At 62.1% G+C, this 18,757-nt stretch carries 18 protein-coding genes and 1 pseudogene; 8 read left to right on the top strand and 11 right to left on the bottom strand.

The genetic code is table 11. From position 1 onward, the window contains the following. Window positions 1–77: 77 nt before the first annotated feature. Genes ACYQ07_RS05610 through glmS form a run of 3 tightly spaced genes read left to right on the top strand, consistent with a single transcriptional unit; the run spans window position 78 to window position 4,199 of the window. Window positions 78–1,142 (top strand): hypothetical protein, encoded by a 1,065-nt coding sequence (locus ACYQ07_RS05610; protein WP_459878565.1) that lies wholly within the window; start codon window positions 78–80, stop codon window positions 1,140–1,142. Window positions 1,143–1,200: 58 nt separating this feature from the next. Further along, complete coding sequence (locus tag ACYQ07_RS05605; protein ID WP_459878562.1) at window positions 1,201–2,400, top strand: sugar phosphate nucleotidyltransferase; 1,200 nt, start codon at window positions 1,201–1,203, stop codon at window positions 2,398–2,400. Then, window positions 2,400–4,199 (top strand): glutamine--fructose-6-phosphate transaminase (isomerizing), encoded by a 1,800-nt coding sequence (glmS, locus tag ACYQ07_RS05600; protein WP_459878560.1) that lies wholly within the window; start codon window positions 2,400–2,402, stop codon window positions 4,197–4,199. The genes ACYQ07_RS05605 and glmS overlap by 1 nt, the downstream gene beginning before the upstream one ends. Window positions 4,200–4,273: 74 nt before the next feature. Here glmS and ACYQ07_RS05595 read toward each other — a convergent pair whose 3' ends face one another. The 4 genes from ACYQ07_RS05595 to glmM all read right to left on the bottom strand — a co-directional run bounded on the left by ACYQ07_RS05595 (window position 4,274) and on the right by glmM (window position 8,226). Further along, the gene (locus ACYQ07_RS05595; RefSeq protein WP_459878557.1) at window positions 4,274–4,903 is read right to left on the bottom strand and encodes a hypothetical protein; all 630 of its coding nucleotides are present in this window, start codon (window positions 4,901–4,903) and stop codon (window positions 4,274–4,276) included. A gap of 92 nt (window positions 4,904–4,995) precedes the next feature. Then, window positions 4,996–5,415 carry a hypothetical protein gene (locus ACYQ07_RS05590; protein ID WP_459878554.1) on the bottom strand — a complete coding sequence of 140 codons (420 nt, stop codon included), beginning with the start codon at window positions 5,413–5,415 and terminating at the stop codon, window positions 4,996–4,998. Window positions 5,416–5,604: 189 nt separating this feature from the next. Continuing rightward, entirely contained in the window at window positions 5,605–6,789 is a 1,185-nt protein-coding gene (gene glmU / locus ACYQ07_RS05585; protein WP_459878551.1) for a bifunctional sugar-1-phosphate nucleotidylyltransferase/acetyltransferase, read from the bottom strand. Window positions 6,790–6,891: 102 nt separating this feature from the next. Next, window positions 6,892–8,226: a phosphoglucosamine mutase gene (gene glmM / locus ACYQ07_RS05580; protein WP_459878548.1), complete on the bottom strand. Its 1,335-nt coding sequence runs from the start codon at window positions 8,224–8,226 to the stop codon at window positions 6,892–6,894. A 231-nt stretch (window positions 8,227–8,457) separates the two neighbouring features. Between glmM and ACYQ07_RS05575 the strand changes: the two genes are divergently transcribed. After that, window positions 8,458–9,708, top strand: coding sequence for an RNA-guided endonuclease InsQ/TnpB family protein (locus ACYQ07_RS05575; protein ID WP_459878546.1), 1,251 nt, complete (start codon window positions 8,458–8,460; stop codon window positions 9,706–9,708). 77 nt (window positions 9,709–9,785) lie between these two features. Here the strand turns inward: ACYQ07_RS05575 and ACYQ07_RS05570 are convergent, their stop codons facing one another. The 4 genes from ACYQ07_RS05570 to ACYQ07_RS05555 form a co-directional block, all read right to left on the bottom strand. Then, complete coding sequence (locus tag ACYQ07_RS05570) at window positions 9,786–11,300, bottom strand: MATE family efflux transporter (protein ID WP_459878545.1); 1,515 nt, start codon at window positions 11,298–11,300, stop codon at window positions 9,786–9,788. 116 nt (window positions 11,301–11,416) lie between these two features. Next, window positions 11,417–11,827: a putative toxin-antitoxin system toxin component, PIN family gene (locus ACYQ07_RS05565; RefSeq protein WP_459878544.1), complete on the bottom strand. Its 411-nt coding sequence runs from the start codon at window positions 11,825–11,827 to the stop codon at window positions 11,417–11,419. Continuing rightward, on the bottom strand, window positions 11,824–12,087 hold the full coding sequence (locus tag ACYQ07_RS05560) for an AbrB/MazE/SpoVT family DNA-binding domain-containing protein (protein ID WP_459878542.1): 264 nt from the start codon (window positions 12,085–12,087) through the stop codon (window positions 11,824–11,826). Before ACYQ07_RS05560 ends, ACYQ07_RS05565 begins: the two co-directional genes overlap by 4 nt. A gap of 132 nt (window positions 12,088–12,219) precedes the next feature. Beyond that, complete coding sequence (locus tag ACYQ07_RS05555) at window positions 12,220–12,651, bottom strand: EamA family transporter (RefSeq protein ID WP_459878540.1); 432 nt, start codon at window positions 12,649–12,651, stop codon at window positions 12,220–12,222. Between the two features lie 151 nt (window positions 12,652–12,802). On the opposite strand from ACYQ07_RS05555, the gene ACYQ07_RS05550 reads away from it, so the two are divergent. The 4 genes from ACYQ07_RS05550 (at window position 12,803) to ACYQ07_RS05535 (ending at window position 16,621) form a co-directional block, all read left to right on the top strand. Then, window positions 12,803–13,411 (top strand): hypothetical protein, encoded by a 609-nt coding sequence (locus ACYQ07_RS05550; RefSeq protein WP_459878538.1) that lies wholly within the window; start codon window positions 12,803–12,805, stop codon window positions 13,409–13,411. Between the two features lie 267 nt (window positions 13,412–13,678). Next, window positions 13,679–14,446 carry a VOC family protein gene (locus tag ACYQ07_RS05545; RefSeq protein WP_459878536.1) on the top strand — a complete coding sequence of 256 codons (768 nt, stop codon included), beginning with the start codon at window positions 13,679–13,681 and terminating at the stop codon, window positions 14,444–14,446. Between the two features lie 550 nt (window positions 14,447–14,996). Then, window positions 14,997–15,386 (top strand): IS200/IS605 family transposase, encoded by a 390-nt coding sequence (gene tnpA / locus ACYQ07_RS05540; protein WP_459878534.1) that lies wholly within the window; start codon window positions 14,997–14,999, stop codon window positions 15,384–15,386. Continuing rightward, the gene (locus tag ACYQ07_RS05535) at window positions 15,383–16,621 is read left to right on the top strand and encodes an RNA-guided endonuclease InsQ/TnpB family protein (protein ID WP_459878532.1); all 1,239 of its coding nucleotides are present in this window, start codon (window positions 15,383–15,385) and stop codon (window positions 16,619–16,621) included. Before tnpA ends, ACYQ07_RS05535 begins: the two co-directional genes overlap by 4 nt. A 66-nt stretch (window positions 16,622–16,687) precedes the next feature. Here the strand turns inward: ACYQ07_RS05535 and ACYQ07_RS05530 are convergent. From ACYQ07_RS05530 to ACYQ07_RS05520, 3 genes and pseudogenes are all read right to left on the bottom strand, one after another. Then, window positions 16,688–16,969: pseudogene (locus tag ACYQ07_RS05530) on the bottom strand (DUF7342 family protein); the annotation flags it as partial. Between the two features lie 344 nt (window positions 16,970–17,313). After that, window positions 17,314–17,871, bottom strand: a complete 558-nt coding sequence (locus tag ACYQ07_RS05525; RefSeq protein ID WP_459878530.1) for a PIN domain-containing protein — start codon at window positions 17,869–17,871, stop codon at window positions 17,314–17,316. A 14-nt stretch (window positions 17,872–17,885) separates the two neighbouring features. Further along, the gene (locus ACYQ07_RS05520) at window positions 17,886–18,509 is read right to left on the bottom strand and encodes a helix-turn-helix domain-containing protein (RefSeq protein WP_459878528.1); all 624 of its coding nucleotides are present in this window, start codon (window positions 18,507–18,509) and stop codon (window positions 17,886–17,888) included. Window positions 18,510–18,757: the final 248 nt, after the last annotated feature.

Here is an 18,757-nt window from a genome sequence, read left to right as displayed (position 1 = left end):
CTCAGAATCAACCCCCGAGGCCCCCTGCGTTAAGTTCTGTAGAAAGTTTCTTATGAGAACAAGTCCCAGCGGGAGTAATGCAATCGCGAACGGTTATCGTCCTCGTAGCCGCATGTGTCGGAATCGCTCTCCTTGCCGGGTTGACTGCCGGAGCCGGTGAGTACTCGATCGACGTGGAAAACAGCATCGACACGCCTGAACAGCAGGTGGAGATCGAGGGGAACTCGTATACGATCTCGAGTATCGCTCGTGTCGTGGCCCCGGACGATATTGTCATCGAACACTCCGGACCGAGCGGTGAACAATATGATGTGTATCTCTATGATTCCGCGGGAGATATTCGACAAGAACAGTTTAATCAGGAGGAGGGGGACCCACCGGTCGAGTTCTCGACGGATGATGAGACACCCGGCACGTTCGTTGCTGCGCTTGAGGACGACAACAACGCGATCGCCGCTATCCACCCGGTCGTTATCGCGGCGTACGACGTCTCGCTCGACGGCGTGCCGGACGAGATGACGGCCGGCGAGGAGGTGTCGGTCACCGCCGAACTCTCCTCGATCGAGGAGCGGCCGATCGAGGAGGTCCAGCTCGTCGTTTGGAACGGAAACAGCGAGGACGAACTCTCGATGACCGACGAGGGAGACGGCACCTACACGGCAACGTATGATGAGTTCGAGGAGGGGGACTACGAGCTCTACGTTGCGGTCCGGGGAGAAGATGAGGTTGAGGTGAAAGACGAGCTTGAAATCCTCGGACTCAGCGACAGTAGTTCTCTCACCGTCAACGAGGCGGATAACGGCGGCAACGGCGGCAGCGGAGGCGGGGGCGGCGGTGGCGGCGGGGGCGGCGCTGGCGCTGGTGACGGGGAGACGACGACGCCGACCGAGACGGAGACACCCACCGAGACGGGGACACCCACGACGACGCCCACCGAGACGGAAACGCCGACCGAGACGGTGGAGTCGACCGAATCCGAAACGCCGACTGAGACCGAGACCGGGACCGAGTCCGGTCCGATAACGCCGGCGACCGAAGACCCGGACGATCGTTCCGACGACGATGCGCCACTGTACGCGGTACAAGGGCTCTTTGCGGTGGTTCTCCTGCTTGCCGGCGGGCGCCGGCTTCGGCGACGCTGAACCGGATCGACACACACCTTTGGGAAGCTTCATGTGTCATCTCGCAAATGATGGACGCATGAGCATTCACACCGCCGTCATTCTCGCGGGTGGTGAAGGGCGTCGTCTGCGGCCACTGACGAAAACCCGACCGAAGCCGATGCTTCCGGCGGCGAACCGGCCGATCATCGAGTACGTCCTTGATGCAGTTATCGAGGCGGGGATCGACGAGATCCATCTCGTTGTCGGGTACAAACGGGAACGCGTACAGAGCCACTTCGGACCGACGTATCGGAACGTCGATCTCACCTATCACGTGCAGGAAAAGCAGCTAGGAAGCGGGCACGCGCTGTTGACCGCGCGCGATGCGGTCGACGAGCCGTTCCTCGTGGTGAACGGCGACCAGATCGCCGATCCGTCGATCGCCGCCGACGTCATCGACACACACGACGGGAACGACGCCGCCGCCACGCTCAGCGTGATGGACAGCGAGAAGGCGTCTCAGTACGGCGTCGTCGAGATGGAAGATGGCCATATCACGGACCTCGTTGAGCAACCATCCGCTGGCGGTCCCGGGCTGTTGAACGCCGGCGTCTACGCCTTCTCGCCGGACGTCTTCGAGGTGTTGTCGTCGCTCCCTCGACTGGACGGAACACTCACCGTTCCGCAGTTGGTCTCCGCACTCGTGGAACGCGACGAGCGGAGCGTTGCCGGCGTGTTCACCGAGGGGTTCTGGACGGATGCGACGTTCCCCTGGGACCTTCTGAGCGTCGCCGAACAGGTGTTTCGGATGGAGTGGATCGACGTCGAGGAGACGTCACCCCGCCGTTGGGTCGCCGACAGTGCAGCCATCCACCCGGATGCCGTACTCGAACCGCCAGTGGTGGTCGGTGAGGACACCGAGATCGGCGCCGGCGCGGTCGTCGGCCCGCTCGCCTCCGTGGGCGAGAACACCGTTATCGGCGCGAACGCCGTTATCTCGAACACCGTGGTCGACGCCAATTCGCGGGTCGGACCGAACGCAACGCTGGTCGATGCCGCGCTCGGGCGCGGCGTCATGATCGGAGCCGGCAGCGTCGTTCCCGGGGGGGACAACGACGTGCAGGTCAATGGTCGCGTTCACGAGGGCCGACGACTCGGGGCAGTGATCGCCGACCGGACTTCCGTGGGCGGCGGCACGACGGTCGGTGGCGGATCCCTCGTCGGGAGCGGGGCGACGCTGGAGGACGGCGTCACGGTGTCCCGGAACGTCGACAACCAGGTGGAGGTTCGCCGATAATGTGCGGAATCATCGGCCACATCGGTCGTGACAGGCAGTCGCTGCAGGTGTTGATGACGGGACTGAACAGCCTCGAATATCGGGGCTACGACTCCGCAGGCGTCGCGGTCGGCGGCAATGAGCTCGAGGTCGTCAAGCGGTCCGGCGAGATCGAGGCGCTCGAGACGGCGCTCGAAGGCCGCTCGCTCTCCGGAACGTTGGGTATCGGGCACACTCGGTGGAGCACGCACGGCCCTCCGACCGACGGGAACGCACACCCTCACACCAGCGCATCCGGACGGGTCGCGGTGGTGCACAACGGGATCATCGAGAACTACCAGTCGCTGAAGGCCGACCTGGAAGCCGACGGTGTCACGTTCCGCAGCGACACGGACACTGAGGTCGTTCCGCACCTGATCGAGCGGGAGATCGACGCCGGCGCGGACCCGGAAACCGCGTTCAGACGTGCGGTCTCCGCGTTGGAGGGCAGCTACGCGCTCGCGGTCGTCATCGCCGGAACGGAGGCGATCTTTGCAGTCCGAAACGACTCCCCGCTCGTGCTCGGCGTCTCCGACGAGGAGTACTTCCTCGGCAGCGACGTGCCGGCGTTTCTCGAGTACACGGAGAACGTGGTGTATCTCGACGACGGCGAGTATGTGCGGCTGGACCCCAATGGCCCCACCATCACCGACGTCGACGGAAACGGCCTCGAATATACGGTCGAACAGGTCGACTGGAGCGTGGAAGACACCGGCAAGAGCGGCTACGACCACTTCATGCTCAAGGAGATTTACGAGCAGCCGACCGCGCTCCAACAGTGTCTCTCCGGCCGCGTCGCAAGGCGTGAGGAACGCGTCGAACTGGAGGGGCTCGAACGCCTCCAGAGTGAGCCTCCCGCAGGCGTGCAACTCGTCGCCTGTGGCACGTCGTATCACGCCGCGCTCTACGCGGCACGCATGTTTCGAGAGCACGGCGTTCCCGCATCGGCGTCGATCGCCAGCGAGTTCGCCCTCGAGCGCGCACCGGTGGCAGACCAGTTGGTGGTGGGCGTCACCCAAAGCGGCGAGACGGCGGACACGCTCAGCGCGCTGCGTGCCGCGAAGCGGCGCGGCGCCGACACGCTGGCGGTGACGAACGTCGTCGGATCGACGGCGGCTCGCGAATGCGACGACGCGCTGTACATCCGTGCTGGCCCGGAGATCGGCGTCGCTGCGACCAAGACGTTCTCCTCTCAACTCGTGTCGCTACGACTGCTCGTCGAGCACGTCGCTGAGACGGATGGTGTCCACGACCGGCTCGGCGCGCTGCAGTCGCTTCCTGAAGGGATACAGGAGGTGCTCGACGAGTCGCGGGCAAAGGAGCTCGCCGAGGAGTACGTCGACCAGCACGGCTACTTCTTCATCGGCCGCGGGTACAACTATCCAGTGTCGCTTGAGGGTGCCCTGAAGTTCAAGGAGATCACCTACGAACACGCGGAGGGCTTCGCGTCCGGCGAGCTCAAACACGGAACGCTGGCACTCGTCACGGAGAACACCCCCGTTATCGCGACGGTCACGGGTGACGACGAAACGGCACACAAGACGCTCGGTAACGTCAAGGAAGTGGAAGCTCGCGGCGCGCCGGTGATCGCCGTCACGGATGGCCGAACGGAGGTCGACCGGTATGCCGACGCCGTGCTCGACGTCCCGAAAATACATCCCTCAGTCGCCCCGATCCTCGCCAACACGCAGCTTCAACTGTTCGCATATCACGTCGCGAACGAACTCGACCGTTCGATCGACAAACCACGGAACCTCGCGAAAAGCGTCACCGTCGAGTGAGGCTGCCCAGCCGTGAAAACGGCTGTGCTCGCGGATGTCGAAACTCGCTTATGAAGTTCTTCGGAGGCCGACGGCTACTCACGACGGGCGGCCACGGCCCACTGGTTGCCGACGAAGCGGTACCCGTCGTCAAAGGTGACAGTGGCCTCCGCTCCGCGTTCCAGCGGGAGGATCGACGAATCGAGGACGGTTTCATACACCGGGTCAACCAATCGGATGTCGTGATCTCCCGTGGGGCCGCCGTTTCTCACGGTCAGCTGAAACGACTGTGGTGCGTAGGTGAGCAGGAACTCGTCGAACGGCTCGATCGCCGCCGTGTCGAACTGAACTGTTGCCGATTCATTCGTCTCAGTAGCGACGGTCGTCGTCTCGAGAACCACTCGATTGCCGGGACGGGCTCGCTCGTCCGTGTCAACGACGCCCTGTAACGCGATGCGGATGCGTCCAGTTTCGCCCCGGTTGAGGAACTCCGTGCCCACCACATCGTTCCTGTTTGTTTCCTCGATGATCCTCGGTCTCGGTGCCGCCACGGTTACGTCCAGGCCGTCTTCAGTTCGCACCTCGGACTCCGGCTCGTTCCGCCCATTTCCCCTCGTGGCGAGACAGCCGGCGCTGCCAACCACGGCAGCGGGGAGTATCCCCAGTAATCGTCGCCGATTCATGATATGACTGCTACTCGACAGACTCCTATAAAACTCGTCCATGGGGCCGTCTCGTTCCCCGTTCGTTCGGAAGCGTTCGACCGGCGGCTTGCGCAGCCGTCGTCTCGTCGCTATCGAAGGCGAAGTGACGCTCGTCAGTCGTCGTCGGTCGTCTCCGACCCGTCACCGTCGTCGGCGGATCCGTGCGTTCCGATCGGCTCGTCGAGGTCAAGCACGACCATTCCATCCTCCTCGGTAGGCTCGTACTGTGTGGTCACGTCCGGAATGAGGTCGTATTTCCGCAGGAAGGCCTTTGGCGCGATGGTGCCGCCCGAGTCGGACTTCGTGATCGAGTAGGCAGCCTCGTCTTCATCCTTATCCGCAACCAGTTCAATGCCGATACGGGAGGCGTCTGCATCGTAGTACATTATCGCCCCGCCGCTATCTCCGACGAACTCGTCCAACGCCGCCTTGTTGATGCCGATGCTCCCCGACTTCCGAAGCGAGATCATCGGGTCCGTTCCGGCGGGTCTGCCGCGTCCGCTCCCTGACTCTTCGAATTTTTCAAATCCCATGTTACATGGCTATTTCTCTTTGTTCTTAGTTCTTTTTGTTACTTTCTGAGCTCCCTTCATTTGTGATCTCCCAGTTCAGCTACTTTTCTAATCCTGACTCAAAGAGGGGTCGATTCGCTCCGGAAACACCCGCGTCTGTCACCAGCTCTGGAAGTCGCTGTCGCAGCCGGTTCGTCGTGAGAACGCCGGTCAGCGGTCCCGGGTCACGACTTCACCGGGGGTCGTCGTCGCACCCGACGACAGGGTGACGCCGGCATTGAGAGACGTGTTGATCCCCGTCTTTACGTCGTCGCCACAGACGACGCCAAACTTTCGGCGACCCGTCTCAACGCGTTCTCCCTTCACCGTTATTTCGACGTTCGCGCCGTCGTGGCGGAGATTGGCGACGTTCGTCCCCGCACCGAAGTTGACCTGACGCCCGAGGACGCTATCACCGAGATACGAGAGGTGGCCCAAGGATGTGCCCTTCATCAACACGGCATTTTTGACTTCGACGCCGTTGCCGACCTTGGTCTCCGGTCCCAGATACGTCGACCCGCGCACGTAGGCGTTCGGGCCGACCGTCGCATCCCGGCCGATATAGACCGGCCCCTCGATAACCGCACCGGGCTTTACGGTGGCACCCTCCTCGACGACGACCCGGCCACGGAGATGTGCGGCGTCGCTGACGTCGCCGTCCTCGACCGCTTGTAGCGCTGCCAGCTTCCACTCGTTGGCCTCCAGGAGCTCCCAGGGGCGCCCGACGTCGAGCCACCGGTCGAACGGGATCGGCGTCACGGCATACTCCTCACAGACACGTTGTAACACGTCCGTTAATTCGAGTTCCCCACGCTCGCTTTTCTCGACACGCAACCAGTCGAGCGCGGCGGCGGGAAACGCGTACGCCCCGGTGTTGATCAGGTCTGACGGGGGGTCTGCGGGCTTTTCGACCACACCCGTCACGGCGTCGTCAGCCACGCGTAACACGCCGTACGAGGACGGGTTGTCCACGCGCACCGAGCCGACCGCCGGCGCGCGTTCGAACAGCGACGCCAGCGAGTCGGCGTCGTAGAGCGCATCCCCGTTGAGCACGACGAATGGCGCCTCATCGAGACGGTCCGCGGCCGCACGAACCGCGTCGGCGGTTCCACGCTGCTCGGTCTGGATCGCGAACGAGACCGGCACGGGGAGGTCCAGATCCTCGAAGTGGTCCCGCACGACGTCCGCCTCGTATCCCACCACGAGCGTCACGCCGGTCGCCCCCGCATCGATCGCCGTCCGGACGGTGTGTTCGACGAGGGGCCGTCCGGCGACCGGCAACATCGGCTTCGGAAGCTGGTCGGTCAGCGGTCGTATGCGCGTTCCCTGGCCGGCTGCGAGCACGACGGTTTGCATGCTACCCGCACTCTCTCGGAGGAAAAAAGAGGTTCCGCACTCCCGTTGCCTGCTTGTACATCTGCCAGCAGCCCTTACGGCGCCGGGCGCCAGTCTCGGTCGCTACGTCGTCTTTCGTGCTGCTGCCACGATAGCACGCGCCTCCTCGTGTATCGCGTCGGCGGCGTCGGGATCGCGAGCCTCGGCGGTCACACGAACGAGCGGCTGGGTCCCCGACGCCCGGATCAGGAACCACCCGTCGGCAGTCTCGACGCGCACGCCGTCGAGTCCGGTTACGTCGTCGTACGCGTCCGCTACCTGTGCCGTCACCGCGTCCATGACGGCGGCTTTCCGCTCCGTCTCGACCGCGTCGCGGCGAGTCGGGTACGTTGGAACGGCGTCAACCCGTTCGGAGAGCGGCCGGGAAGCGGCGAGCGCCGCCAGAATCACGGCCGCAAGCGGTCCGTCGGGACACAACGTTTCGTCGGGGAAGATCCACGCGCCCGACGGCTCGCCGCCGAACGTCACGTCGGCGTCCCGCGCCCGCTCGGCGACGTACACGTCACCGACGCGCGTGTGAACGACCGATGCACCCACCGTTTCGACGGCATCGTCCACGGCGAGGCTGGTGTCGACGGGCACGGCAATGTGCCCGCCGTCGACTGCAAACTCGGTGGCAAACACCGCCAACAACGCGTCACCAGCTACGAACCGCCCTTCGTCATCGACCGCCATCATCCGGTCGGCATCGCCGTCGTGGGCGATACCAAGGTCTGCATCTCGGGCGGCGACGTGTTCGATGAGCCCCTCGCATGTTTGTGCTGTCGGCTCGCTCGGACGGGCGGGGAAGCGACCGTCGGGCTGGGCGTTCAGCGTCTCGACGGTTGCGCCCAGCTCGTAGAGGGCGTCGGCGGTCACTCCTCCCATGCCGTTACCGACGTCCACCACGACGTGGAGCCCGGACAGTCCCGCGTCGCTCGTCCGTTCCGCGCCCGCAGTGACGAGGTCGTCCAGATGCGCTTCGCTCGCCCGGTCCCACCGTTCCGTGGTTCCCTGCTCGTCCCACGCGGCGTGGGGGACGGTTCCCCGCTCGATGCGCCGCTCGATGGTCGCCTGCGCATCCGAGTCGAACGCCTGCCCCGAGGGGGTCCACAGTTTGATCCCGTTGTCGGGCGCGGGATTGTGCGACGCCGTGATCGCCACGCCGGCATCCGCGTCGACCGTCTCGATCCCCCGGGCGATCGTCGGCGTCGCCGCGGTGCCCACGGTGACGACGTCGACGCCACATTCGACGAAGCCGGACTCCATGGCTGCCGTCAGCGCTCGGCCGGTGTCACGGGCATCCCGCCCAACCACGACACGGTCGGCATCGACGGCGACGGCGTGGGCGATGTCGAGCGCGAGGGAGGCGTCGATCTCGGCGCCGAACGGTCCGCGAACGCCGCTGGTTCCGAACATGTAGCCGCAGTGGACGCTGACGCTCTTAAGCGCGATGACACCCGCCGATGGTGTCGGTTTCGCATCCGACGACCCGGATCTCAGCACTTTCGAGGTGGAGCCTCCGGCCTCAAGGAGTGAACGGAGTGAGCGAGTAGGCCGGAGAGGAAACCGACATGGTGCGATACAGCTGGAATACGACGACCGCTCGACTCCCAGGTATTTAAGAACCATTAGCTATTAATCTGAAATATGGAGGTTCGGCGTACTGCACCTGTCAAACTCGTCGTTCCCGACGGGCGACGGGAGGATCTCCACGAATCTGCCCGGCAGTTCCTTCACTGCGCCAACCGTGCTGCCGAGTTCTGTTGGTCTGATGTTTCTCACACTGAGTGTGTCACAGCCAACACAACTGCACGGGACGCGCTCTACGGGGAACTCCGCGAGGAGACGGACCTTACCGCGAATCTCGTTCAGGAAGCCATCCGACGCGCCGTACAAGCGACGAAAGGCTGCGTTGAACGGTGGAAGGAGGGCAAACGGGTGAGCCAGCCGGAGTTCACGTCGTGGAGCATGGTCTACGACAAGCGGAGTGCGACGTTCTACCGCAACCGTGTGTCCCTCTCGACCGTCAACGGGCGTGTCGAGTGTGACTTTGAACTTCCGGCGGATAGTCCGACACCGTACGAACGGTACGTTCTCTCGGAGGACTACGAGTTCCGGGCAAGTACGCTTCAATACGACAAAGCGACCGACGAGTTCTACTTCCACATCACCACTCGGAAGGACGATTCGAGCGCTGACGAGTTCGAGGTTTCGGAAGATACCGAGCACCAAACAGTCCTCGGTATCGACCTCGGCGTTACCAGTCTCGCGGTCGCTTCAACCGGCACGTTCTGGCAAGGCGATGAGTACGACCACTGGTGCCGTGAATTTGAAAAGCGGCGCGGTGAGATGCAACAGTGCGGGACCCAAGCTGGGCACAACGCGCTTCTTCGTCTCGGCAAGCGCGAAGAAGCGTGGCGAAAGCAGTACATCCATACTATCGCCAACGAGATCGTCACGGAAGCCGTTGAGAACGGGTGCGACGTTCTGGTATTCGAAGACTTATCGGACATCCGTGACCGTCTTCCGCAGGCGAAGTGGCACCACATATGGGCGTTCCGTCGCCTGTACGAGTACGTCGAGTACAAGGCACCAGAGTGCGGCGTCACGGTAAAGCAAGTTGCGCCGAACCACACGTCCCAACGCTGTTCTCGAACGGACTGTGGGTTCACGCATGAGGACAACCGCCACGGAGAACACTTCGAGTGCCAGAAGTGCGGCTACGAGGTCAATGCGGACTACAACGCGGCGAAGAACATCGGGGTACGCTACGCTCGAAAACGGCGACACAGACTCCGTTCCTCGCCCAAGTCGGGGGACGGAGACGCACCAGTAGACGTGCGTATAAATGGTGGGACGTTGAACGGCGAGAGTCACCAGCCTATTGCCGGTGACTGATTGCCGGGAGTTCACATCAAAGCCCTACCCTCAACGAGCGAACCCCGTATGGGGTGAGCGAAGTAGGGTAGGGTAGTTTACTCGCCACCCCCTTCCGTCGCCTTCTCGGGACGGTACGCCTCGCTTATCGCCTTCCACTTGCCCGAGCGGAAGCGCCAGTAGTTGATCGCGGCCGGGATGGTCGTCTCGGCCATGAACGCGAGGTAGAGGCCCCACAGGCCGATCGCGGGGATCGAGAGCCCGGGCAGCGAGAGCTCGACGACCGGCAGCGTCACCGACGGGATCGTGAGCCCGGCGGCGCCGATGTACGCCAGCGGGATCGAGACGCAGAACATGCCGATGAACTGGCTGGCAAAGGGCACCTTGGTGTCGCCGGCGGCGTCGAGCGGGCCGGCGGCGCCGCCGGAGACCCCCTGGAAGATCACGGCCGCACAGGCGGCGTACACGAGGTTGACGGCGATGGGGATCTCCGGGCTATCCGGGCTCTCCGCGAAGAGGACGACGATATCGGTGGCGAAGAAGGCGATGAGCACCGCGCTGACGGCGTAGGTTGCCACCGAGAAGCGGATGATGTCACGGGCGTACGCCTGCGCCTCGCTGGCGCGGTTCTCGCCGAGCTCCTGGCCGACGAGACTGGAGGAAGCGAGCCCGAAGCCCCAGCCGGGGGTGTTCATGATGCCCCAGATGCGGCGCGCGATGACGAACGCCGCCACCGTGTTCTCCCCGAAGATGTCGAGGATGCCGAGCATGGGGAACTCGGCGACGGTCCACACGAGGTTGCGTGCGCCGACCGGGAGCCCGATCTCCACGAGGTCGTGGAGCATCCCCGGGTTGAGGTAGTTCCCGAAGGGGTCGATCTGCACGGGGAACGCGCCCATGCCGGGGAACCGGCCCCATGCGAGGCCGAAGGCGAAACCGGCGGTGACGCCGACGTTCGCGAGGACGGTGCCGAGCGCGGCGCCCTCCACGCCCCACCCGAGCCCGAAGATGAACGCGGCGCTGAGGAAGATGTTGGCGACCGCGCCGCCCGCGCGCACCTGCATCGCGGTGTAGGCGTCGTCACAGCCGACGAGCACTCGGCTGCCGACGAGGTTGAGTCCCGCAAAGGGGACGCCGAGCCCGACGACGCGGAGGTAGTCGGCGCCCAGCCGGATCGCGGCCTCGTTGCTCGACAGCAGCGAGATCAGCTCGTAGGCGTACACCCAGAACACCGCGGTGACGGGCAGGCTGATGACGAGCACGAGCAGCACGCTGGAGCGGACGGCGTCGCCCAGCTCGTCGAACGCGCCCGCGCCGTAGCGCTGGGAGACCAGCGCGATGGTGCCGCCGGCGACTCCGCCGCCGATGGCGAACGCGAGCCCCCAGAACGGGCCGGCGAAGCCGACGCCGGCGACGGCGCTGGTGCCGACCGCGACGCCGACGAGCGCCACGTCGACCGCGCTCTTCGACATCCGGGCGATGCCGGTGATGATGCGGGGCCACGCGAGGTCGGTGGTCCGCACGACGCGGTCGCGGTCGATGATGCCGACGCGGGCGAGCGCGAAGCCGATATAGAGGATGGCGAGCCGGAACAGGTTGGGGACGCGAGACACTGGACGTGCCTCCTTCTCGGGCCGTAATAAAGGGCTTTCGTCACCCGGCAGGCGTCTCCGGGTCGACGGGTGGTGGGGGCTGGTGCTCGGTTACGAACGTGTGAGATGGAGGCGGTTCAGTCTTCGAGGTTCTCGTAGAACGTTCGTGGTTCGACGATCGGAATGCCGTTGTACGCGTCGAGCGAGAGAAGGTGTGTATCCCCGGAGACGAGGTAATCGACGTTGCCGGCCACGGCCGCTTCAAGGAACTTGTCGTCGTCCGGGTCATCCTCGACGGCCTGAACGTTGACACCCGGATCGACGAACTCCGCAAAGTACCGGAGGGTCTCGACCTCCGCCTGTACTTCCTCGTGATCCATGTGGAAGCGCTCCGGGTATTTGAGGAGCGTATCACGGAACTCCGTGAGGGTTGCAACGGAGACGACGATCTCGTATTGACCCTCGTACCCCTTGACGACGACCTCGTGAGGAACACCGGTTGAGATGACGCCGGAAATCAACACGTTGGTGTCGAGAACCGCCTTCATCTCTCGTCTTCGCGTGCGTCGTGAACCAACTGGTCGATGTCGTCCGTGGTGAGGTCGGTCGCGCCGGCGCGCTCCTCAACACGCTGTTGGAACTCCTCTACGGAGGGGAGGTCTATCTTCTTCAACACGAGCCCGTAGTCCGTCGGAACGACCATCAGCTTCGTTCCCTTCTCAAGGCCGAACTGCTCTCGGAGGCGGCTCGGGATCGTGATCTGCCCTTTCGAGGTCACCGTCGTCAGCTCGGGGTCGTCGGTACTCATGGTTGATGCATGTAAGATTTCCTTACGTAACTGCTTAAGACTGTGGGTCACCCAGCCTTGCGGTTTGCCCGGACTGTGCGGTCTCGTTTGGGTCCGCGGCTTCAGGTGGGGTGTCGGCTCGAAGGCGTTCGGTCACGCCCCCGAGACGAGGTAGACGGCGAGCGCGGCGAAGACGATGCCGAGCGCCTTGCGGAGCGTGAACTCCTCGCCGAGCACGAGAAACCCGATCACCGACGAGAAGACGAGGAACATCGCGAAGATGGGCGTGACGACGCTCACGGGGCCGAGCGCGAGGGCGCGGTATAAGGCGAGAATGCCGATACCGAGGAAGACGCCGGCGGCGAGCACGTGCACCATCTTCGGGGAGCCGAGGTGTGTCGTAAATCCTTGACCGGTATAGAGAATGACGCCGATCGACATCACGACGAGCAGCGTGTTCGAGATGACGACGGCGACGTCGCTGGGGACGGCGTTCGGGCCGGTGGTTGCGACGCGCATCAGCGGCGAGACGAGCGCGTACGCGCCCATGGCGAGTAGGGCGTACGGCAGGTAGGTGGTCTCCATGGGTGTACGCGACGTGTGGGTGCGGGAAATCGCTGCCGAAGGCGGCCGTTGAGGTGTGCGTTGTTGGGGAGGACGTTGGTGAGGAGCACGACGGCGAATACGCTAACGCCCCAGTCGGCTCCTTATAAGTGGGTTGTGCGAATCGGGCTGAGTGCACGACGGCGAACACCTCCAAAGCCCCAGCCTGCTCCTTATAAGCGAGTTGGACGGTTCACGCAGTGAGAACGACGGCGAACACCTCCAAAGCCCCAGCCTGCTCCTTATAAGCGAGTTGGACGGTTCACGCAGTGAGAACGACGGCGAACACCTCCAAAGCCCCAGCCTGCTCCTTATAAGCGAGTTGGACGGTTCACGCAGTGAGAACGACGGCGAACACCTCCAAAGCCCCAGCCTGCTCCTTATAAGCGAGTTGGACGGTTCACGCAGTGAGAACGACGGCGAACACCTCCAAAGCCCCAGCCTGCTCCTTATAAGCGAGTTGGACGGTTCACGCAGTGAGAACGACGGCGAACACCTCCAAAGCCCCAGCCTGCTCCTTATAAGCGAGTTGGACGGTTCACGCAGTGAGAACGACGGCGAACACCTCCAAAGCCCCAGCCTGCTCCTTATAAGCGAGTTGGACGGTTCACGCAGTGAGAACGACGGCGAACACCTCCAAAGCCCCAGCCTGCTCCGGTCGAGGGCCTCCGTGCGCGCCTCACTCGCTCCGCTCGTTCGGTGCTACTGTCGGCCGTCTTCCCGGAGCAGGCTGCCCCTTTGAGTCCCGCCCCGCACCGCCCCGCTCCGCAACCGTACCTCATCCCTCCCCAGCCTCGGTCGACGGCGGCCGCGGGACCGCACCGCAGCCGCGGCCGCCGCCGACCTCCCTCGCGGGCGGTTCGCGGCCTATCGGCCGCTCACCGGCGCGCCACCGCACGCAGCTCCGTTTATAAGCGATCGTTGCTGCCGCTCTCGCCGTTCATATACCACGTCGCCGGCGGCGTCCCCGTCCAGTACGCTTTTGAGCCGAGCGGTCGACCCCTCATACATGGACGGCACTTTTGACCACGTGATGATGCGCGTGGAGAATCTGGAGGAGAGTCTCGACTGGTACCAGACGCACCTGAACTACGAGGAGAAGGGGCGCTGGGAGGCGGACACGTTCACCAACGTCTACCTCGGGCCCGAGGAGCTGCACGAGGACGGCGCCGTCCTCGAGCTCACCTACAACCACGGCGACCACACCTACGAGATGGGCGACGCGTGGGGCCACATCGCCGTGCGCGTGCCCGAAGATGAGCTCCAGTCGTCGTACGACCAGCTGATGGCGGCGGGCGTCGACGACTACCGCGACCCCGAGTCCTGCGGCAACCGCTACGCGTTCGTGAAGGATCCGGACGGCCACGAGATCGAGATCGTCAAACGCGACCAGGGCGCGAAGTGGAGCATCGACCACACGATGATCCGCGTCGAGGACGCCGACGAGGCGCTCGGCTACTGGACCCGAAAGTTCGAGTACGTCGAGACCGGCCGGTGGGAGTCCGACACGTTCGCCAACTACTTCATGAAACCCGAGGGCGCCGCCGAGGAGGCGATGGCGCTGGAGCTCACCTACAACTACGACGGCCGCAGCTACACGATGGGCGACGCGTGGGGCCACCTCTGTGTGCGCGTCGACGACCTCGACGACGCGTGGGAGTCGCTGATGGAGCGGGAGGCACCCGACTACCGCGATCCAGAGTCCTGTGACCACAACTACGCGTTCACCAAGGATCAGGACGGCCACGAGATCGAGCTGCTCGTCCCCGACGAGTAAGCGGGCCGAGTTTCCTCTTTTAGCAGTTTGCAGGCGGTGTATCCCCTCCCTACTCGCTCCCGACGGTCGCTCCTTGAGGAAGGGGGCTTACCGCCTGCAAACTGTCAACATCTCCAGTTGAGGGATCTTCGTACTGGAAGTGTACGGAACCGAGCTCTGGGTGGTCCTCGTCTCGGTGCCAACCACAGTTGAACCCTGTATTTGGATCCGCGTAGTGGATTCGGTAGTACTCCGTATCCCCTCGAAACCGCCACTCTACGTCGACGACCGGACAATCGGGACCAGTTGGTGGGTCGATCCGTGCTGGGGCAATCTGTGCTCGAAGGAACGATTTCGAGATACGATCCGGCTCGAATTCGACTGTCGTCGCCGTTGGATGTCGCTTCAATACGTCCCGCAGTCCATGATAAAGTCACGAGCGCATACCCCCGTCTTTAGGCGGGGGTCAAGCGGACAATAGCCTACGAGTCCACCGACAACAGCATAGATGGATTTCCCACCGTTCTGCCGGTGGTATTAAGACGTCGATAGACAATAGTCTACAGCACGGATGAAGACCACACGGCACGCGACCTATAACCTCAACTATCACATAGTGTGGTTGCCGAAGTACCGCCAATCGGTACTCGTCAACGAAGTCGCAGACCGTGTGCGTGACATCCTCCACGAAATAGCCGACAACAAAGACGTCGAAATTCTCGACCTTACCGTACAGCCAGACCACGTACACCTGTTCGTCAGTAGCCCGCCCAAGAACGAACCGGCACTCCTCGCCAACTGGTTCAAAGGGATCTCCTCACGCAAGTACAACCACCGATACGCCGACCATAACGGCGAGAAAATAGGATGGGCGCGAGGATATTACGCAGGAACCGCTGGACACGTTTCAAGCGAGACAATCGAGAACTACATCCAACAGCATGAGGAGGGCGACTCGTGACCGAGCTCACGAAAACGCTCGAACTCAAGCTGGTGGAGCCGAACGCCCACAAGCGGCAGAAACTTCGTGAGACGCGAGAGGCGTACCAGCATGCCCTCCAAGTTGCCTTTGATGCCGGGTGTACCACGCAGACCGAAGCGAACGACGTGGTGGTCAACTACGACCTGAGCGGGTACGCGAAGAACGCCCTCAAGAAGTACGTCCCGCAGCTTACGACGACGTACAACGCGGTCGAGCTTCACGACGACCACCCAGTTCGATTCACGAACGAAGGGCTCCGGCTCAACCACAAGCCCGAGAACGAAATCGAGTGGTACGTCAAAATCCCGCACCACGAGGACTACCACCTCTGGATGCCAGCCCAACCGAACCCCGAACAGCGGGACTGGTTGGAAGCGTTGAACGCAGGGGATGCAGAGATGGGTGAGAGTCGGCTGTTCGAACGGGACAGGACATGGTTCCTCCATGTCACCGCCACCCGCGACGTAGAGGAACGCTCCGAGGTGTCAGCCGAAGAACGAACACCCATCGGAGTGGACATCGGGGAAGCGTCACTCGTCACGGTGTGTCACCGCGACGAGCACGGGTCTCCGAGCGCACCCGAACTGTGGGCCGATGAGGGGAAAACCGTCCGTCGGCTCCGGAAGACCTACTTCACCGCCAAGCGCCGACTCCAGATGCGTGAGAGTGAACGTATTGCGGAGTCCTTCGGGGACAACGTGTGGGACCAGATCGACGATGTGTTCCATCGCGTCACCCGCGAAGTCGTGGAATATGCCGAATCTGTCGAGACCCCCGTTCTTGTACTGGAAGACCTGACGTACATACGGGAATCGATGGACTACGGCGACTTCATGAATCGGCGTCTCCATGGGTGGGGATTCGCCAAACTCCACGCGCAGATACGCTACAAGGCCGTTGAAAAAGGTATTCCGGTGGAGACGGTCAACCCGCACAACACCTCGAAAGAGTGCCATGCGTGCGGTGAGGTAGGATACCGTCCACGACAGGCGACGTTCACGTGTCCGAACGACGCTTGCTGGATGGGCGAGTACCAAGCGGACGTAAACGGCGCGATAAACATCGCAGATCGCTACCTCAGTGGAGAGAGCCATTCAAGAGAACACACGGATGGCGATGACTCGGCTGAGGATGGGGGGCGTTTGACCGCCCCACAAGACAGCCAAGCCGATGCTGACATCCAGCAGTCGACGCTTGGAGCGAATGCGTCTTGAAACCAGAGGGCCACGCACGGCCTGAAATCCCGTGGTGGGATTCCCATGTCTTCAGGCGTGGGAGGAGGTCAATTGTGCTTGCATCGACTCCAGCGTGTCGGCAAGTTCCTCTCGATCGTGCTCACGTTGGAGGCTTGCAACTTCGCGATAAGTCGCCATGAGCTGATCAACACAATAAAGCGTCTGACTGCCCCGGTCAACTCGCTGTAACACGTTGTCCTCAACGAGTTGGTCGAGGTACTTTTGTGCCGTCTTCGTCGTGGTTTCCGTCTCGTCAGCGACCCACGATGCCGTCCGAGGTGTCCGGAGCGTTCGGGCTGCTGCCCGAACGCGCTCGCCTCGCGTCATCGAGGAGGTATTTGACACGGTGTTCGTATCTGGTTTATCAGGCATACTCAGCTCTACGCCCTCTGTGAATATATCTCCGATGGATAGAATATATGTTTGGTGCGACCTTCGGAAGGGACCCGAACGAGCGAGGGAGCGGTGCTGCGCCGGCGAGGCCGTACCATCTTTCTCGCCGTGATTGTCAAAAACTCGTTCTCGACGAAGAACGCAATTGGTACACGTCGTTGCTCAACCTATCTCCGACAGACCAACGATTCGAATAACTTAGATTGAACAGTACTGTCTCTGTACTGACCGGAGACGTTCAGAAAATATCACTTGCTGAGGATTTCAACAGAGCCAAATCACTCATTCCACGTGAGTCGGTCAACAGTTGGGAACTCAGCCTTCGCTGTCTGGGGTGGGTTGTAGTATCGGGACTTGATATCATAGTACCCGAATTCAGGCGGAATACGTGCACACGCCGCTGCCAGATTTTCGTCCGCCGTGTGAGTAATCACACGAATTCGGGCATTTGTATCGAACAATCGAACCGCCAACGCGACTACCGCTGCATCCTGCCAGTTGTTTGTCTCTGGATACTTACTCTGCTGGTTGAGAAATTCATCTGCAAGGAACCGTGCTTTCTCAACCAGTCCAGCACTACTATCAAACCCTTTGGCGCGATTACCCGGCAGCGGTGTGGCTACCCGAATCCATCCCTCTTCGATAGCCGTATCGAGGTACGGATTAGTCGGTGCATCGGTACTCCCAGTATCCGCCAACTCGTGATAGACCGCTGTTGGCACCCAAATTTCAGTGTCGGCCTCCTCAACGGCACGTTTGAGCGACTGTATGCGCGGGTTGGGATACTTCCCTAGATTCCGAAACATCACCGTGTCCGCAATATTCGCAGTATACATCCTCGTAACGCGGGCTAGCTGTCGGTGAATTCTTCAAGAAGCTTGCTCTCGTCATCATCGAAATCAGCCGGTGTGTACGTCGTCGGACTTGACTCGTCGTCCCCGAGATCAAGAATTGAGTAGAGTGCTTCGACGAGATCATACGCAGTTCCTGACGACAAATCTGTGAGGCTCGCAATCTGTCGAATTGTGACCTCCCCCTCACTGTGAGCCGTTACGAGATCGTATGCGAGTGCAAACGTGACGATTCCGTGGTCGTCGAGAACCCGCCCGATCGCTGGGTACTCGTTCTTCTGTGCGACCACTTCAATAAGTTCGGGAGTGATCGAGACTTTCGTCTCACGGATCGTCACCGTCAGTTCGAACTCTTCAGCAGAGTATCGGGTGGTCCCGGTATCGTTATTAACCGTGCTGATTAGGCCCGCCTGCTCTAGCTTATGGAGATAGTCGTATACGGTCTTTTTCGAGACAGTCGCTGTTTCCACGAGTTCAGGACCCGTGGCAGTTCCTGACTGTCTAATCGACGTATAGAGATTCGCGAGAGACGGGTTCTCAAGTAATTCTGTGAATGTGGGGATTCCAGTGATCATCCCCGGAGTATCCCCCGCGTTTCGTACGTGTTCTGTATCGTAGCTCATCTTGTATAGAGTTACGAAACTCGAAACCATAAACGTTTGCCACGGGAATGCAGCGCTGTCGTGTCCACACCTCGTCAAGAGCATCCGCAAGATCGGGAGTCTGCCGACAAACTCACCTCTTCAGGATTCGGTTTCTGTTCGTCTGTGGTTGTTCAGTCTCGCCATACGCGACGCCGCGGTCAAGATCTTCGTACATCCGGTTGAGCATCGCCAGCCCCCACTGGAACTGGGCGTAGTTCTCGTGTATA

The sequence above is a fragment of the Halorubrum gandharaense genome (assembly GCF_054654575.1).
Note: the sequence above shows the minus strand (reverse complement) of the source record. Positions and strands in the feature narration are given on the sequence as shown.

Bases quoted from the DNA above. Each gene is read 5' to 3' on its own strand.
- ACYQ07_RS05610 (WP_459878565.1), top strand. From the start codon at position 78: ATGCAATCGCGAACGGTTATCGTCCTCGTAGCCGCATGTGTCGGAATC.
- ACYQ07_RS05605 (WP_459878562.1), top strand. From the start codon at position 1,201: ATGAGCATTCACACCGCCGTCATTCTCGCGGGTGGTGAAGGGCGTCGT.
- glmS (WP_459878560.1), top strand. From the start codon at position 2,400: ATGTGCGGAATCATCGGCCACATCGGTCGTGACAGGCAGTCGCTGCAG.
- ACYQ07_RS05595 (WP_459878557.1), bottom strand. From the start codon at position 4,903: ATGGACGAGTTTTATAGGAGTCTGTCGAGTAGCAGTCATATCATGAAT.
- ACYQ07_RS05590 (WP_459878554.1), bottom strand. From the start codon at position 5,415: ATGGGATTTGAAAAATTCGAAGAGTCAGGGAGCGGACGCGGCAGACCC.
- glmU (WP_459878551.1), bottom strand. From the start codon at position 6,789: ATGCAAACCGTCGTGCTCGCAGCCGGCCAGGGAACGCGCATACGACCG.
- glmM (WP_459878548.1), bottom strand. From the start codon at position 8,226: ATGTTCGGAACCAGCGGCGTTCGCGGACCGTTCGGCGCCGAGATCGAC.
- ACYQ07_RS05575 (WP_459878546.1), top strand. From the start codon at position 8,458: ATGGAGGTTCGGCGTACTGCACCTGTCAAACTCGTCGTTCCCGACGGG.
- ACYQ07_RS05565 (WP_459878544.1), bottom strand. From the start codon at position 11,827: ATGAAGGCGGTTCTCGACACCAACGTGTTGATTTCCGGCGTCATCTCA.
- ACYQ07_RS05560 (WP_459878542.1), bottom strand. From the start codon at position 12,087: ATGAGTACCGACGACCCCGAGCTGACGACGGTGACCTCGAAAGGGCAG.
- ACYQ07_RS05555 (WP_459878540.1), bottom strand. From the start codon at position 12,651: ATGGAGACCACCTACCTGCCGTACGCCCTACTCGCCATGGGCGCGTAC.
- ACYQ07_RS05545 (WP_459878536.1), top strand. From the start codon at position 13,679: ATGGACGGCACTTTTGACCACGTGATGATGCGCGTGGAGAATCTGGAG.
- tnpA (WP_459878534.1), top strand. From the start codon at position 14,997: ATGAAGACCACACGGCACGCGACCTATAACCTCAACTATCACATAGTG.
- ACYQ07_RS05525 (WP_459878530.1), bottom strand. From the start codon at position 17,871: ATGTATACTGCGAATATTGCGGACACGGTGATGTTTCGGAATCTAGGG.
- ACYQ07_RS05520 (WP_459878528.1), bottom strand. From the start codon at position 18,509: ATGAGCTACGATACAGAACACGTACGAAACGCGGGGGATACTCCGGGG.